At 67.1% G+C, this 13757-nt stretch carries 17 protein-coding genes; 7 read left to right on the top strand and 10 right to left on the bottom strand.

Annotation, left to right across the window (positions count from 1 at the left end):
- Nucleotides 1–51 precede the first annotated feature (51 nt).
- Nucleotides 52–525, top strand: coding sequence for a hypothetical protein (locus ACM2ZB_RS16835; protein ID WP_416056303.1), 474 nt, complete (start codon nt 52–54; stop codon nt 523–525).
- 13 nt (nt 526–538) lie between these two features.
- Here ACM2ZB_RS16835 and ACM2ZB_RS16840 read toward each other — a convergent pair whose 3' ends face one another.
- Together ACM2ZB_RS16840 and ACM2ZB_RS16845 are read right to left on the bottom strand one after the other, a co-directional pair.
- Complete coding sequence (locus tag ACM2ZB_RS16840) at nt 539–1321, bottom strand: hypothetical protein (protein WP_416056304.1); 783 nt, start codon at nt 1319–1321, stop codon at nt 539–541.
- Nucleotides 1322–1435: 114 nt separating this feature from the next.
- Nucleotides 1436–2200: a hypothetical protein gene (locus tag ACM2ZB_RS16845; protein ID WP_416056305.1), complete on the bottom strand. Its 765-nt coding sequence runs from the start codon at nt 2198–2200 to the stop codon at nt 1436–1438.
- A gap of 204 nt (nt 2201–2404) precedes the next feature.
- Between ACM2ZB_RS16845 and ACM2ZB_RS16850 the strand changes: the two genes are divergently transcribed.
- The gene (locus ACM2ZB_RS16850; RefSeq protein WP_416056306.1) at nt 2405–2833 is read left to right on the top strand and encodes a hypothetical protein; all 429 of its coding nucleotides are present in this window, start codon (nt 2405–2407) and stop codon (nt 2831–2833) included.
- A gap of 105 nt (nt 2834–2938) precedes the next feature.
- On the opposite strand, the gene ubiK is transcribed toward ACM2ZB_RS16850, so the two are convergent.
- Nucleotides 2939–3193 (bottom strand): ubiquinone biosynthesis accessory factor UbiK, encoded by a 255-nt coding sequence (gene ubiK, locus ACM2ZB_RS16855; RefSeq protein WP_416056307.1) that lies wholly within the window; start codon nt 3191–3193, stop codon nt 2939–2941.
- A 133-nt stretch (nt 3194–3326) separates the two neighbouring features.
- Between ubiK and ACM2ZB_RS16860 the strand changes: the two genes are divergently transcribed.
- Nucleotides 3327–3665 carry a P-II family nitrogen regulator gene (locus ACM2ZB_RS16860; RefSeq protein WP_079223976.1) on the top strand — a complete coding sequence of 113 codons (339 nt, stop codon included), beginning with the start codon at nt 3327–3329 and terminating at the stop codon, nt 3663–3665.
- A gap of 128 nt (nt 3666–3793) precedes the next feature.
- Here the strand turns inward: ACM2ZB_RS16860 and ACM2ZB_RS16865 are convergent, their stop codons facing one another.
- Both ACM2ZB_RS16865 and ACM2ZB_RS16870 read right to left on the bottom strand, forming a co-directional pair.
- A complete protein-coding gene (locus tag ACM2ZB_RS16865) occupies nt 3794–4453 on the bottom strand; it encodes an RIO1 family regulatory kinase/ATPase (protein WP_313437142.1) in 660 nt (219 codons plus the stop codon).
- Between the two features lie 190 nt (nt 4454–4643).
- A complete protein-coding gene (locus tag ACM2ZB_RS16870; protein ID WP_416056308.1) occupies nt 4644–5615 on the bottom strand; it encodes an alpha/beta fold hydrolase in 972 nt (323 codons plus the stop codon).
- A 223-nt stretch (nt 5616–5838) separates the two neighbouring features.
- On the opposite strand from ACM2ZB_RS16870, the gene ACM2ZB_RS16875 reads away from it, so the two are divergent.
- Complete coding sequence (locus tag ACM2ZB_RS16875) at nt 5839–6744, top strand: aspartyl/asparaginyl beta-hydroxylase domain-containing protein (protein ID WP_313437195.1); 906 nt, start codon at nt 5839–5841, stop codon at nt 6742–6744.
- Nucleotides 6745–6896: 152 nt separating this feature from the next.
- On the opposite strand, the gene speE is transcribed toward ACM2ZB_RS16875, so the two are convergent.
- Nucleotides 6897–7748 (bottom strand): polyamine aminopropyltransferase, encoded by an 852-nt coding sequence (speE, locus tag ACM2ZB_RS16880; RefSeq protein WP_313437147.1) that lies wholly within the window; start codon nt 7746–7748, stop codon nt 6897–6899.
- A gap of 179 nt (nt 7749–7927) precedes the next feature.
- Here speE and speA point away from each other — a divergent pair, with 179 nt between their 5' ends.
- Together speA and ACM2ZB_RS16890 are read left to right on the top strand one after the other, a co-directional pair.
- Nucleotides 7928–9817, top strand: a complete 1890-nt coding sequence (gene speA, locus ACM2ZB_RS16885) for an arginine decarboxylase (RefSeq protein WP_416056309.1) — start codon at nt 7928–7930, stop codon at nt 9815–9817.
- A gap of 43 nt (nt 9818–9860) precedes the next feature.
- Nucleotides 9861–10181, top strand: a complete 321-nt coding sequence (locus ACM2ZB_RS16890; RefSeq protein WP_094001223.1) for a DUF6122 family protein — start codon at nt 9861–9863, stop codon at nt 10179–10181.
- Nucleotides 10182–10269: 88 nt separating this feature from the next.
- Here ACM2ZB_RS16890 and ACM2ZB_RS16895 read toward each other — a convergent pair whose 3' ends face one another.
- From ACM2ZB_RS16895 to ACM2ZB_RS16905, 3 genes are read right to left on the bottom strand one after another with little or no spacing between them, the layout of a single operon-like run.
- Nucleotides 10270–11601 carry a sensor histidine kinase gene (locus tag ACM2ZB_RS16895; protein WP_416056310.1) on the bottom strand — a complete coding sequence of 444 codons (1332 nt, stop codon included), beginning with the start codon at nt 11599–11601 and terminating at the stop codon, nt 10270–10272.
- On the bottom strand, nt 11598–12257 hold the full coding sequence (locus ACM2ZB_RS16900) for a response regulator transcription factor (RefSeq protein ID WP_416056311.1): 660 nt from the start codon (nt 12255–12257) through the stop codon (nt 11598–11600). Before ACM2ZB_RS16900 ends, ACM2ZB_RS16895 begins: the two co-directional genes overlap by 4 nt.
- Nucleotides 12257–12553: a PepSY domain-containing protein gene (locus ACM2ZB_RS16905; RefSeq protein ID WP_416056312.1), complete on the bottom strand. Its 297-nt coding sequence runs from the start codon at nt 12551–12553 to the stop codon at nt 12257–12259. Before ACM2ZB_RS16905 ends, ACM2ZB_RS16900 begins: the two co-directional genes overlap by 1 nt.
- Nucleotides 12554–12697: 144 nt before the next feature.
- Here ACM2ZB_RS16905 and ACM2ZB_RS16910 point away from each other — a divergent pair, with 144 nt between their 5' ends.
- Complete coding sequence (locus ACM2ZB_RS16910; RefSeq protein WP_416056313.1) at nt 12698–13132, top strand: PepSY domain-containing protein; 435 nt, start codon at nt 12698–12700, stop codon at nt 13130–13132.
- Nucleotides 13133–13229: 97 nt separating this feature from the next.
- On the opposite strand, the gene ACM2ZB_RS16915 is transcribed toward ACM2ZB_RS16910, so the two are convergent.
- Nucleotides 13230–13718, bottom strand: coding sequence for a hypothetical protein (locus ACM2ZB_RS16915; RefSeq protein WP_313437162.1), 489 nt, complete (start codon nt 13716–13718; stop codon nt 13230–13232).
- Between the last annotated feature and the right edge of the window lie 39 nt (nt 13719–13757).

Genomic DNA, 13757 nt, shown 5'->3' on the forward strand with positions numbered 1-13757 from the left:
GGGCTTCGGCCCCATGCAGGGATGAGCGGTTCAACCGGGAAGGAGGTACGCATGGCGGTGCCACGCATCTGGTGCTTCAAGACCGCTCGCAGCACGCTGACCTGCGTCTGCATGCTGGCGATACTGGCAGCGTTGGCGTCATGCGCCACTACCCGCAAACGCCCACCGGCGGACAGCTTCCGCCTGGAGATTGCCGACCGGGCAGACGCGCGCCGTGTTGAGGTGTCGTTGACCTCGTTGGACGTGCGTGCGATGTGCATTCCCGTCGAGCAATGGCCGGGCCCCCAAGGGGGCTTTGCTTTCCCGCAGAACGACACCTACCTGCAGGTCGATGCACAGATGCTGCCCGCAAGCAGCAGCCTCTTCAGCGCGTTCTGCCCCGGTGGCTGCGGCGAGCTTCGCATTGCACCGAAGACCACGCTGCGTGGCGTCATCAACTATGCAACCTTCGGCGATGCCGAAGCGATTGCCGCCGCATCGCAGAAGGAACTGCACTTCATCGCAACGCCCTACTACTGCCGCTGACCGCGCGCGTGCTTCAGAGCGCCACGGGATGATCCCAGTAGCACCCGCCGCCCACGTTCGGTCCGAAGTGCGATAGCGCCGCATCCAGCGCCTTCTGGTCGCGTGGCCCTTCGTTGCTGGCCACCGGTGCGCCGATACCGGCCAATACCCTGTCCGAGAGCTGGATCAGGGTGATCCTGCGGTCGGCAGGGCAGTACCGCATGACCATGAAGTTGGGCCGGTTGAGACGGTCCATCCACTCGAACAGCCGCGGATACACGGCAGCGCGGCGCAGGAACGCATCCTGCCGCTCGATGCTGGCCTGGATGGCCTTGCGCCCTTCTGCGGTGACACTGCGCCCGCGTTTCAGGCGGGGCACCATGCCGCCGTGGAAGAGCACGACGCTGGCAGGCATGACATGGCGCGTGTGCGCGGCCAGGAACAGGTAATTGGCGCAGGAAGACGCGCACATCTGGTACGCGTGGACACTGGCCTTGCGGTCCAGGATGGCGTCGCCCATGTCCATGCCCAGGTCCACATCGCCGCCCAGTGAGCGCACGATCACCTGCGGCGTCAGGCCAGCGGGAATGCGCGCCATCTGTGCCAGGAACGCATCGCGACTGTCTGCTGTGAGGTCGCTGGTGAAGTCCGCACAGAGCGTGTCCGGGGCGACCGTGCGGACCTCGGCCGGCGCGCGCGAGTCGCGTGTTTTCATCCACGCCAGACAACGCTCGCGGGCCGCCGGGTCCAGGCTGTCGTTGGCCATCGCGGCGCTGGGCAGGGCCAGCGCGAACAGCAGGAGAAGGTATCGCAGCATGATCGTGACTCCTGTCGGGACCGGGTGCGCGCCGTGCGGTGCAGGGCGGTCAGGCCTTGGGCGCGGTCACAGACCGCGCAGCGGCAAGCGCTGGATGATGTCCGTTCCCGCCGATCAACGGGCGATCTTCATGATGCGCAGGGCTGATTGTATCGAGTCCTGGTTCATGCCCGGATGCTTCGCTTGATAGGCAAGCAGCAGGGCACCCGCGCGGGGATCGCCTGCGTCACCGGCAGCCATGATGCCGGCCGCTGCGGCTTCCGGCGATGGCGGGTAGGACAGCGTGGAGCAGGTTGCACCGAGCAGGTAGCCGGTAAAACTGCTCCTGTGTGCAACCCGTACCTGGGGCGCGTACTGATACGCCTGGAGGACGTAGGACGCTGCGGGGCTTGCGTCATAGGCGGTGTCATCCGTGCCGCGCAAGTGCAGATACGGCGTAGCGCGTTCGATCATTCTGTCCATGTAGAACGCCATCGCTTTGCCGTCGCCCATGGCTGCCTGCTGCTGCAATTGGCTGTCGCTCATTGTTCGCGCGTGCATCCATTCTTCAATCGTCGGGAACCCGGCCTCCTCCAGTTCACGCCGCTCCTGTTCGTTGCCATAGGCCACTGCGCCGAAATAGCGCTGCTTGATGCCTTCCAGATACGCGGCGTGCTCCCGGGGCATGAGCCTCACCTGCTGGTCCCACGAGCTGGGGAGGGAGCGGGTCACGGTGGCCTCGGCAGGTTCTGCCGAGGGCGGCGATGCCGGTACCGGCTTGCCGGTGGGCGCCTGTGTGGCGATGGGGCGGTCATTCGAAGCAGGTGCATCCGCGCCTGCACACCCGCAGAGCAACAGGGACGTACCCAGCATCAACAGCGTGATCGTATGGAACCCCATGCACACTCTCCCTGCCAGTTGTTGAACGGAGGCGACGCTGAGGCCTGCAGTCTACGCGGCCTCAGTCTCCACCGCAGGCGGTGATGGCGTCGCACCGGCTGCGTCCAGGCGCTATGCTCCGGGCGGACCGCAGGCAACGGGCGTTGCGGACTCCGTCTCGCGCGGGGACGCGCGCCAGGGAAGAGGCCAGGGAGGACGATGATCATGAAATCAACGTTTGCAACTTTCGTGCTGGTCGTGCTGTTGTCCGCATGCGCGCCTCGGGCCGCGACCGCAGTCGTTGTAGAGCGGCACGACCCGTTGCTGTGCGCCATCGCGGACAACCCCGGCAACTACGATGGAAAAGAGGTTGTGTTGAGCGCCGGCTACCGGACCGACAACCGCCATTTCGAGACACTGCACAATCCGAATTGCAATGGGGGCGAGCGCATTCTCGATATTGGCAGGCATGGCGGGTCTGCTCCGGTCGCGCGGTTCTACGCCGAACAGAAGCGACTCTGCCTCAAGCGCGGCGCGTCGGCGCTGTGCAACACCGCTGCCGTTGTGGAGGTCTCTGGGCGGGTACGGTTGAAACCCGAGGGCGGCGTCTTCTTCGACCTTGAGGACGTGCGGTCGTTCCGGTTCGAAGAGTGAGCTGCCGCTGTACCCGAAGGTGCGACTGAACCGAGCGTGCCAGGGGTGACATGACAAGGCCCGCAGATGCGGGCCTTGTTGTCTGCGGTCGCAAGCGCGGGAAACTCACTCCGCGCCCGAGCGCCCCTGCTCCAGCTCACGCACAGCCGCATCCAGCGCATCCAGCTTTTCGCGGGTCTTCAACAACACCGCACGCTGCACTTCAAATTCCTCGCGGGTCACCAGATCCAGCTTGGCCAGTCCGGCCTGCAGCGCGGTCTTGAAGGTGGCCTGCAGTTCCTCGCGCGATTCGCGCAGGCCCGGCGGGACCAGGTCGCTCAGGCGGCGGGCGAGGTCATCAAGGTGGTTCAGGTCGATCATGGGGGACTCCGTGGCCCGGCAGGCCGTTCATGCATAAGGATACTGCCGCCCCGCCTGCCCGCACAGGCGCCGCTGGTTTCGCGCCCGATGCGTTCAGGCGCTATCCTCCACGCCGGAATACAGGAGATCGACGATGAAGATGGTCATGGCGGTGATCAAGCCGTTCAAGCTCGACGACGTGCGCGAAGCGCTGGCCGAGCGTGGGGTTACCGGTATTACGGTGACCGAGGTGAAGGGCTTTGGCCGGCAGAAGGGCCACACCGAGCTGTACCGTGGCGCTGAGTACGTGGTCGACTTCCTGCCCAAGGTGAAGCTGGAAGTGGCCGTGACCGATGACCAGGTGGAACTGGTGGTGGAGGCGATCGTGAAGGCCGCCGGCACCGGCAAGATCGGCGATGGCAAGGTGTTCGTGTACGACCTGGGCAGCGTGGTGCGGATCCGTACCGGCGAACTGGACGCGGACGCGCTGTAAGCCGTTTCTGTGGAGCCGAGCCCACGCTCGGCTGCCATTTCGCCGTTATGTAGAGTCGAGCCATGCTCGACTGCATTTCGCGTGATGGCGGCAGAGCAGTCGAGCATGGCTCGACTCTACAAAAGCGCTCAGCGCTGCTTGGCCCACTTGTAGAACCGCTTCCAGCCCTGGCGCACGGCGGCCACCCAGCCCGGGTCGGCCACCAGTGCGGCCTGTGCGGCGCTGGGTGCCTGGCCGGTCACGCGCTGGCGGATCTTCAGCAGGTTCTTCATGTCGCTGCGGCGCATCTGCCGGCTGAGCGGGGTGCGGCGCAGCCAGCGCGGGGCGCGCCAGGCCGAGGTGAAATCCAGCAGTACCGGCACGCCGGCGCTGACCACCACGTTGGTGCCGTGCAGGTCGTTGTGGGTGATGCCGGCGGCATGCAGGCGGCTGAGCGCGTGCTGCAGCTGGTCGAACACTTCATTGCCCACGGCCTGCGCGGTGCTGAGCGTCTGCCCCGGGATGAATTCCATGCCCAGCGCCAGCCCGCCCAGAGTGCCGAGCAGGGCCGGCGCATGCTTCCAGCCGCCCAGGCGCTGCAGGATGCGCGCTTCACGGCGCACCATCAGGCGCGCAATGAGCGAAACCGGGGTGCCGCGGTAGCGGGAATAGTCCTTCACCACCGCCGGACGGCCGTCCAGGCAGGTGCGGTAGACATCGGGGGCCAGGAAGCGTTCGCCGCGCTTGAGCAGCAGCGGAGCCACGGCGTCATCGCCGCAGGACGGGGAGGGGGAAACAGAGGAAGTCATGGCGGGGTCTCGGACGACGACCCGGTGGGTGGCGCTGCAGCGTCAAGCGAACCGGTACGACTGGGGGGAGGTAGCTAAACTTTCGTTAAGTGAATTTTAGTACCGCCAAGTTCGCTATTCCACGATTTGTCGGAGAAATGTCGGGGCCGTGGCTGGAACAGTTCGTCGCGCCTGATCGGACAATTCTGTCTCACTTGTCCCGTTGCGCCTTTTCAATCAATGGCTTGCCAGCGGCCTGCGCTGCAATGCGCTGCACGAACGGCAGCAGTGCGTCACGCAGCTGGTCCAGCCCGGGCTGTTCGATGGGGAAGTGGCCGCATTCGTCCAACAGCACCCGCTGCCTGGGCGCGGCCAGGCGCTGGAAGAAGCGGTCGCTGATCGCCACCGGGGTCCAGTCGTCGCAGGCCGGGTGCAGCATCAGTACCGGGCAGCGCCGGAACTGTCCGGGTTCCACTGCCGGGGTGGTGTCGAACAGGGAGGCCAGCAGCCCCAGCGGCACGCGGTTGCCGCCGCCCAGCGGGTCGGCGCAGACCAGCGCGGTCAGGGCCGGGTCGCGTGACATGCGCTGCATGTGGGTGAACCAGCGCACCGGCACGCGCAGGCCGCGGGTGAGGCGGCTGAAGGGGCGCAGCATAGGCAGCAGGGCGCGCATCCACGGCTGGCGTACCAGCGCGGTCTGCACCACCGGGTCACGCGGGTCAGCCAGGGTGGTGGCCGCCAGACCCTGCACCCACGGCGATTCGGCCGCCACCAGATAGGCCAGGTAGCCGCCGATGCTGGCCCCGAGCAGCACGATAGGGCGCGGCCGGCGCGCGTGTTCGGCCTCGATGAGGGCCAGCAGGGCCTGCTTCCAGGCGCCGTAATCGATGGATTGCCAAGGGGCGGCGCTCAGACCATAGCCGGGCAGATCCGGGGCCAGCACTTCATGCCCGGCGGCGGCCAGGCCGGCCGCCAGCGGTGCGAACATGCGGCCATATCCGCCGGCGCCATGCACCAGCACCACGGTCACGGGGGCATCCACCGGGCCGTGACGGTCCAGGCGCAGCGCGCCGCCCGCCCAGCCGAAGGCCTCGCTGCGTGGCGTGGCGGCGGGCTGCCCCGGGAAGAATTCCGCGTAACGGGCGCTGAGCGCGGGGTAGGGTGCAGGATCGGCGGCAGGCATTGCGCCAGTGTAGGCCGGTTGTTCAGCCAGGTGATGCTGAACAGGGCGCACAGGCCGCTTGACCCAGGCGCGTCGGCTGCCGACCATAAGCTGTTAACCCGCGACATCGGCGGCCGCCCCCACCCGGCACGTCACCGTCCCCTGCCGCGTCCCCACCTGGTGCAGGCCGCGCGGCCGCATCGTTCGTTTCCCTGTCCGGCGCCCGCTGGAGGAAAGTGCTTTGATCATCAAGATTGTCCTGGCAGCGCTGTTCGTGGCCTGCGTGCTGTACATCCATTTCCGCGGCAAGGTCCGTGCGCGCTGGTCGCGCCAGTTGCTGGACCACTCCAGCTTCATGGCCCCGATCAACGTGATCATGTACCTGTTTTCCAAGGTGCCGACCACGCCGTTCCTGGACCCGGGCAAGGAGCTTCCGCAGCTGGAGCCGCTGCGGCAGAACTGGCAGGTGATCCGCGATGAGGCGCTGGCACTGCGCGATGCGCAGAAGATCGCCGCCTCAAGCAGCTACAACGATGCCGGCTTCAATTCGTTCTTCCGCCGTGGCTGGAAGCGCTTCTACCTGAAGTGGTATGGCCCGTCGCACCCGTCGGCCAAGGCCATGTGCCCGAAGACCGTGGCACTGATCGAATCGATTCCCGACGTGCGCGCGGCGATGTTCGCGCAGCTGCCGCCGGGCAGCGAGCTGCGCCCGCACCGCGATCCCTTCGCCGGTTCGCTGCGCCTGCACCTGGGCCTGAGCACGCCCAACGACGATGGCTGCTACATCGTGGTGGACGGGGTCAAGAAGAGCTGGCGCGATGGCGAATGGATGATGTTCGACGAGACCTACATCCACCATGCGCACAACGAGACCGACCAGGACCGCGTGATCCTGTTCTGCGATATCGCCCGCCCGCTGCGCTTCGGCCTGCCGGGCCTGTTCAACCGCGCGGTGGCGGCCACGCTGCTGGCCGGCGGTGCTTCGCCGAACCTGCCGGGTGACCCGACCGGTGGCGTCAACAAGGCTTTCGGTGGCGTGTACAAGGTGCGCCTGAAGGCCAAGGCCCTGCGCGAGCGCAGCGTGGTGGCCTACCAGATCATCAAGTGGGGCCTGGTGGCGGCGGTGATTGCCGGTATCTGGGCGATCTGATCGAACCGCCGCCGGGTCGCGCGCGGGGGATGTTGTAGAGCCGAGCCCATGCTCGGCTGCTTCTGCGCGAAATGCAGCCGAGCATGGGCTCGGCTCTACAGAAAGCAAAGAACCCGCGCTGTCGCCAGCGCGGTTTTTTTGTTGGGTACGCCTTACTTCAGTGCAGCCTGCACGAACGGCGGGGTCACCAGCACGCCGGTGTGCAGCGCGGCGGTGTAGTACAGGGTGTTGAAGGTCTTGGCGGCCGAATCTGCCTGGCGGAAGTCGAAGCTGCTGTCGCCCTTGCGCGCCATGGTCACGCTCCACCAGCCGGTGGGGTAGCACGGCTGCGGGAACGGCAGGGTCTTGAACGAGCCGAAGCCGGCCTTGCCCATTTCGGTGCGCATCTCGTTGATCAGGTCCAGCTGCATCAGCGGCGATTCGGACTGCTGCACCAGGATGCCGTCGTCCTTCAGGGCCTTGAAGCAGCTTTCGTAGAAGGCCTTGTTGAACAGGCCTTCACCCGGGCCGACCGGGTCGGTCGAATCGACGATCACCACGTCCACGCTGCCGGCCGGGCAGTTGGCCATGTAGGCCACGCCGTCGTCGAACAGCAGTTCGGCGCGGGCGTCATCGTTGGAATCGCACAGTTCCGGGAAGTGCTTGCGCGCCATCACGGTGACCTGCTCGTCGATATCGCACTGGGTCACGCTCTCCACGCCCTTGTGCTTGAGCACTTCGCGCAGGGTGCCGCAGTCGCCGCCACCGATGATGACCACGCGCTTGGGCGCGGCGTGGGTGAACAGCACCGGGTGGCTGATCATCTCGTGGTAGAAGAAGTTGTCCTTGCTGGTCAGCATGATGGCCCCGTCGATGGTCATCAGGTTGCCCCAGTCGGTGGTCTGGAAGATTTCGATCTTCTGGAACGGCGACTGCACTTCGTCCAGCTTGCCGGTGATGCGGTAGCCGATGGCCGAGCCAGTGCGTTCGAAGTGTTCGATGTACCAGTTGCTGCTGTCAGTCATGGAGATACGGTCCTGTTCGGAGGGGATGGAGCCGGGCTGACGGCGGGGTGCCTCGCTTCCGGACGGATCGGCCCGTTCAGGTTCAGACCTGCCACGGGCGCGGGCGCGCATGATAACGAACCTGTGGGCATATAGGCGTTATCATGCCCCCCCTTTTATTGCCAACAAGGCCGACTGCAATGACCGATTGGTCCCTCGACCAAGCCCGCAAGACCTACTCGATCCCGCATTGGGCGGATGGTTATTTCGATGTGGATCAGGCCGGGCACATGGTGGTGAGACCGACCGGGGCGGACGGCCCGGTGGTATCGCTGCCCAAGGTGGTGGACGCCGCGCGTGAAGGCGGCGCCAAGCTGCCGCTGCTGGTGCGCTTCCCGGACATCCTGGGCCAGCGCCTGGGCAAGCTGCAGGCGGCCTTCGCCCAGGCCCAGCAGGACTGGGACTACACCGGCGGCTACACCGCTGTGTACCCGATCAAGGTGAACCAGCACCGCGGCGTGGCCGGCACCCTGGCCAGCCACCACGGTGAAGGCTTCGGCCTGGAAGCGGGCAGCAAGCCCGAACTGATGGCCGTGCTGGCGCTGTCGCGCCCGGGTGGCCTGATCGTCTGCAACGGCTACAAGGACCGCGAGTACATCCGCCTGGCCCTGATCGGCCGCAAGCTGGGCCTGCAGACCTTCATCGTGATCGAGAAGCCGTCCGAGCTGAAGCTGGTGCTGGAGGAATCCAAGGCACTGGACGTGAAGCCGGGCCTGGGCGTGCGCATGCGCCTGGCCTCGCTGGGCGCCGGCAAGTGGCAGAACAGCGGTGGCGACAAGGCCAAGTTCGGTCTGTCCCCGCGCCAGCTGCTGGACCTGTGGAAGTCGTTGCGCGATACCGAGTACGCCGACTGTCTGAACCTGCTGCACTTCCACATGGGGTCGCAGATTTCCAACGTGCGCGACATCGCCAACGGCATGCGCGAGGCCACCCGCTATTTCGTCGAGCTGTCACAGCTGGGTGCGAAGATCACCCACGTGGACGTGGGCGGCGGCCTGGGCGTGGATTACGAAGGCACCCGTTCGCGCAGTTTCTGCTCGATCAACTACGGCCTGCATTCCTACGCCAGCAACATCGTGCAGCCGCTGGCCAATGCCTGCGAAGAACACGGCCTGACCCCGCCGCGCATCGTGACCGAGTGCGGCCGCGCGATGACCGCGCACCACGCGGTGCTGATCGCCAATGTGTCTGAAGTGGAGCAGGCGCAGGAAGGCCGCGTGCCCGACGCACACGACGACGAGCCGGCCTCGATCCGCCACCTGCGCGAGATCCACGAGGAACTGGACGTGCGCCCGGCAGTGGAATTGTTCCAGGAAGCGCAGCATTTCCATGCCGAAGGCCTGGCCAGCTACGCGCTGGGCCAGATCGACCTGCCGCAGCGTGCGCGCATCGACGATCTGTTCTACGCCATCGCCCACGGCGTGCGTGCGCGCCTGAGCTACGACGAAAAGAGCCACCGCCCGGCGCTGGACGAGTTGAACGAGCGCCTGGTCGACAAGTACTTCGTCAACTTCAGCGTGTTCGAATCGATTCCCGATGCGTGGGCGATCGACCAGGTGTTCCCGATCGTGCCGATCGAGCGCCTGAACGAGACCCCGGACCGGCGCGGCATCATCGCCGACATGACCTGCGATTCGGACGGCATGGTGAAGACCTATGTCGAGAACGAAAGCCTGGACACCTCGCTGCCGCTGCACGCGATGAAGCACGGCGAGAGCTACCGCATCGGTTTCTTCATGGTGGGTGCCTACCAGGAAATCCTGGGCGACATCCACAACCTGTTCGGCGATACCGACGCGGTGGAAGTGGTGGCCGATGCCGATGGCTACGCGATCACCCAGCAGCGCCGCGGTGATACCACCGACGTGATGCTGGACTACGTGGGCTACAAGCTGGACGACCTGCGTGCGGCCTACGCCCAGCGCGTGGCGGCGGCCGATCTGTCGCCGGAGCGTGCGCAGGAACTGTCCGAAGCGCTGGAAGCGGGCCTGACCGGCTACACCTACCTGTCCGACGAACCGCTGGTCTGATGTTCACGGGAACGCCGGGCCTGGCCCGGCGCTACCTGCCCTGATGAGCGCGCGCGCGATCTTCCATCTGTTCCTGCATGCCGCCGTGCCAGCCCTGCTGGCATGGCTGTTCTGGCGCAAGCGCTTTGCCTCGGCGTGGCTGTTGATGCTGCTGGGCTGGATCATCGATCTGGACCATCTGCTGGCCGACCCGATCTACGCGCCGAACCGCTGCAGCATCGGTTTCCACCCGCTGCACACCGCACCGGCGATTGCGGTGTATGCCGGCCTGTGCGTGCCGAAGAAAACCCGGCTGGTGGGTATCGGGTTGATGATCCACATCGCGCTGGACGCGATTGATTGCTGGTGGATGCATCACCGCTGACGCAGTGCCCTTGTAGAGCCGAGCCCATGCTCGGCTGCTCCAAACGGCTGCAATCGCACGCGCACCGCAGCCGAGCATGGGCTCGGCTCTACAAGATGGCGCGCGATGCGGGCAACCACACCGTGGCGCGCAGGCCGGGCTGCGCATTTGCCAGCGCCAGCCGCCCGCCGTAGCTGGCAGCGATATCCCCCACGATCGCCAGGCCCAGCCCGCTGCTGCCTTCGCGCTCGTCCAGGCGCACGCCACGCTGGGTGACCCGGGCCAGCGCATCGGCCGCCAGCCCGGGGCCGTCGTCGCGCACATCGATGCGCACCTGCCCATCCTCGGCGGTGGTACTGACCGTCACCTGCTGCCGTGCCCACTTGCCGGCGTTGTCCAGCAGGTTTCCCAGCATTTCCTCCAGGTCCGCACGCGCCCCGGCGAACTGCAGCGCTGCATCCATGCCATCGGCACTGAACACCACGCCGCGCTCGCCATGCACGCGCGCCATCAGCCCGCACATCGCCTGGGCGACGTCGGCCACGCCGGTGCGCTGGCGGTGGTCCGCGGCCAGCCCCGCGGCCAGATAGCGGTCGATGCTGGCCCGCATGCGCGTGCCCTGTTCGCGCAGGGTCTCACGCCAGTGCTGGCCGCTGCCGTCGGCTTCGGCGGCCAGCACGCTCAGCGGTGTCTTCAATGCATGCGCCAGGTCTTCGGCACTGGTGCGCGCACGCGCCACCATGCGCTGCTGGTGTTCCAGCAGCGCGTTCAGTTCTTCGCCCAGCGGCGCCACTTCGGTGCCCAGGCCGTGGGTGTCGATGCGCTGGGCCTGCCCGCGCCGCACGCGTTCCAGTTGCGCGCCCAACCGTTGCAGGGGGCGCAGGCCGAACTGCACCTGGGTGGCCAGCACGGCCAGCCACACCGCCACCAGTACGCCCAGCGCCAGTGCGCTGCGTTTGCGGAAGGCGGCCACGTCGGCGTCCAGTGCGCTGCGGTCGCTGGCCACGGTGACCACATAGGGTTCGCTGGCGCGCGGCAGGCGCACCGTCTGCACGTGCGCGCGCAGCGACTGCTGCAACGGTCCGGCCAGGTTGCGCGTGGCAGGCCCGGCGGCGGTGGCCTGCAGGCTTTCATCCCACAGCGAACGCGATTGCAGCAGCACCTTGCCGCGGCCATCGGCGATCTGCCAGTACGCGCCGGAAAACACCCGCTGGAAGCGCGCGTCGTTGGGCTCCTGGCGCAGCTGCAGCTGGCCATCGGGCGTGGTTTCCATCTGCGCTACCAGGGTCAGCAGATCCTGCTGCAGTTCATGGTCCAGGCGGTCGCGCGCGCTGCGCTTGAACAGTTCGCCCAGCAGCGCGCTGGCCAGCAGCGAGACCAGCAGCAGGCCAATGCCGCCGGCCAGCAGCAGACGGCGGCGCAGCGAGGGTTGCCGGCTCACGGCGCGGCCAGCCGCCAGCCCTGGCCGCGCACGGTCTGGATCAGGTCGCTGCCGAGCTTGCGGCGCACGCGCCCGAGCAGCACGTCCAGCGCGTTCGAATCCGGGTCCAGGCCGCCATCGAACACCTGTTCGCCCAGGCGGTCGCGGCCGATCACCTGGCCGCTGTGGTGGATGAAGTAGCTGAGCAGGCGGAATTCCTGCGGGCTGAGCGCCAGCGCCTGGCCATCCAGTTCGAAACGCCCGGCATTGACGTCCAGCTGCAGCGGGCCGCAGTGCAGGCGCGGGCTGGCATGGCCGTGGCTGCGGCGGATCAGGGCACGCAGGCGCAGCACCAGTTCGTCGGCCTGGAAGGGTTTGGTCAGGTAGTCGTCGGCACCGGCGTCGAACCCGGCCAGCTTGTCGTGCCAGCGCCCGCGCGCGGTCAGTACCAGCACCGGGAACGTGCGGCCGTTGCTGCGCCAGCGTTCGATCACGCTCAGGCCGTCCAGGCCGGGCAGGCCCAGATCGACGATGGCGGCCTGGATGTCGTCCACCTGCCCGATTTCTTCGGCCTGGCGGCCATCGGCCACCACCTGCACTACGTAGCCGGCCTGTTCCAGCAGTGGCTGCAGGCGCAGTGCCAGGGCCTCATCGTCCTCGGCCAGCAGGATGCGCATCAGTCGTCCAGCTCCGTCTTCAGCAGCTTGCCGGTGCGCGCATCATAGTCCAGCTCCACCACCACGCCGTCGCCGCGCAGGATCTCCACTTCATACACGCCATCGTCCAGCTCCACTTCCAGCAACTGGCCGGGGTGGCGCTTGAGGGCGTCGCGCACCACGCTTTCCAGCGCCACGTAGCGGCCCTGCTGCACGGCCCGGCGCGCGACATCCTGCGCCGGGTCCTGGGCGGGCCGGGCGGCGGTCACGGGGCTGGCCAGGGCCAGCAGCAGGGACAGGGCGAGCAAGGACGGCATGGTCGATTACGACATTGATGGGGGCTGGCGCGAGTGTGCCGGTGGCGGCTAACCGTTGGCTAACAGCCGCGGCTAAGGGGCTGTTAGGCGCGTCCGCCATCGTGGCGTTGCCGGGATGGTCCGGCACCGAACAGGAGAACCCCCATGTTGAAGTCCCTTACCCTGGCCACCGTTGTTGCGCTGGCTCTCGCCCCGGCCGCACAGGCCGCACCGCTGGGCATGGCCCAGGTGGAACAGACCCTGCGCAAGGCCGGCTATACCCAGATCCACGAAATCGAGCGCGATGATGGCCTGTGGGAAGCCGACGTCAGCCGCGCCGACGGCCGTTTCAGCGAGGTCTATGTGGACCCGAAGACCGGCGAGATCTTCGACGAGCACGACGGCCGCGCGCTGCTGGGCACCGACCAGGTGCTGGCCAAGGCCCAGGCCCATGGCCTGCGCGAGATCCACTCGCTGGAACGCGATGGCGCGACGTGGTCGCTGGAAGCGCGCAATGCCCGCAACCAGCGCGTGGAAGTGCGCCTGAGCGGTTATGACGGGCGGATCCTGCACAGCGAGCGGGATGGTTGGCTGGATTGAGGTCGGTAACGGCGGGCCGATGTGCAGCCGAGCGCGGGCTCGGCTCTACAAGGCAGGTGGTAGCGCCGGGCCATGCCCGGCGGGCGCGATGTGCTGCTTACCAGCCGTACGGTTGCGGGTAATCCCAGTAGCCCGGGCCGCCACCGTAGTAGCCGCCGCCGTAGGGCCCGAAGAAGCCCGGGCCCTTGCCTTCGCTCACGTGGATGTTGACGTTGACCCCGTGGGTCTTGCCTTCATCGGTGGTGTAGTTCTTGCTGAGGTTCAGCGTGGCGGCGTTGTAGTGGGTGTTGCCGTAGCCCTTGGAATAGCCGATGCCGGTGGTGAAGCTGCCGGACACCTTCACCTTGTCGTCGGTCACGTCGGCGATCTTGGCGTCGTCGTGCACGCGCGGGCCGCTCTTGTCGCCGTAGTAGGTACCCGGCGGGTCCTGCTGCAGGGCGGGGTCGTTCAGATAGCGCATCGGTGCCTGCGGCACGGACAGGTCCAGGCCCGCTGCCTGCGGCGCCGTGGCGCCCGCAGCGGACTGGGCCAGCACGGTTCCGGGCAGGCAGGCCAGGCACAGCAGCAAGGGCAGGGTGCGGATCATCACGATGCTCCAACGGGGCAGGGGCCGCGCCAAGCGCGG

It is taken from the genome of Stenotrophomonas maltophilia (genome assembly GCF_047782825.1).
Taxonomy (GTDB): Bacteria; Pseudomonadota; Gammaproteobacteria; order Xanthomonadales; family Xanthomonadaceae; genus Stenotrophomonas.

Bases quoted from the DNA above. Each gene is read 5' to 3' on its own strand.
- ACM2ZB_RS16835 (WP_416056303.1), top strand. From the start codon at position 52: ATGGCGGTGCCACGCATCTGGTGCTTCAAGACCGCTCGCAGCACGCTG.
- ACM2ZB_RS16840 (WP_416056304.1), bottom strand. From the start codon at position 1,321: ATGCTGCGATACCTTCTCCTGCTGTTCGCGCTGGCCCTGCCCAGCGCC.
- ACM2ZB_RS16845 (WP_416056305.1), bottom strand. From the start codon at position 2,200: ATGGGGTTCCATACGATCACGCTGTTGATGCTGGGTACGTCCCTGTTG.
- ACM2ZB_RS16850 (WP_416056306.1), top strand. From the start codon at position 2,405: ATGAAATCAACGTTTGCAACTTTCGTGCTGGTCGTGCTGTTGTCCGCA.
- ubiK (WP_416056307.1), bottom strand. From the start codon at position 3,193: ATGATCGACCTGAACCACCTTGATGACCTCGCCCGCCGCCTGAGCGAC.
- ACM2ZB_RS16860 (WP_079223976.1), top strand. From the start codon at position 3,327: ATGAAGATGGTCATGGCGGTGATCAAGCCGTTCAAGCTCGACGACGTG.
- ACM2ZB_RS16865 (WP_313437142.1), bottom strand. From the start codon at position 4,453: ATGACTTCCTCTGTTTCCCCCTCCCCGTCCTGCGGCGATGACGCCGTG.
- ACM2ZB_RS16870 (WP_416056308.1), bottom strand. From the start codon at position 5,615: ATGCCTGCCGCCGATCCTGCACCCTACCCCGCGCTCAGCGCCCGTTAC.
- speE (WP_313437147.1), bottom strand. From the start codon at position 7,748: ATGACTGACAGCAGCAACTGGTACATCGAACACTTCGAACGCACTGGC.
- speA (WP_416056309.1), top strand. From the start codon at position 7,928: ATGACCGATTGGTCCCTCGACCAAGCCCGCAAGACCTACTCGATCCCG.
- ACM2ZB_RS16890 (WP_094001223.1), top strand. From the start codon at position 9,861: ATGAGCGCGCGCGCGATCTTCCATCTGTTCCTGCATGCCGCCGTGCCA.
- ACM2ZB_RS16900 (WP_416056311.1), bottom strand. From the start codon at position 12,257: ATGCGCATCCTGCTGGCCGAGGACGATGAGGCCCTGGCACTGCGCCTG.
- ACM2ZB_RS16905 (WP_416056312.1), bottom strand. From the start codon at position 12,553: ATGCCGTCCTTGCTCGCCCTGTCCCTGCTGCTGGCCCTGGCCAGCCCC.
- ACM2ZB_RS16910 (WP_416056313.1), top strand. From the start codon at position 12,698: ATGTTGAAGTCCCTTACCCTGGCCACCGTTGTTGCGCTGGCTCTCGCC.
- ACM2ZB_RS16915 (WP_313437162.1), bottom strand. From the start codon at position 13,718: ATGATCCGCACCCTGCCCTTGCTGCTGTGCCTGGCCTGCCTGCCCGGA.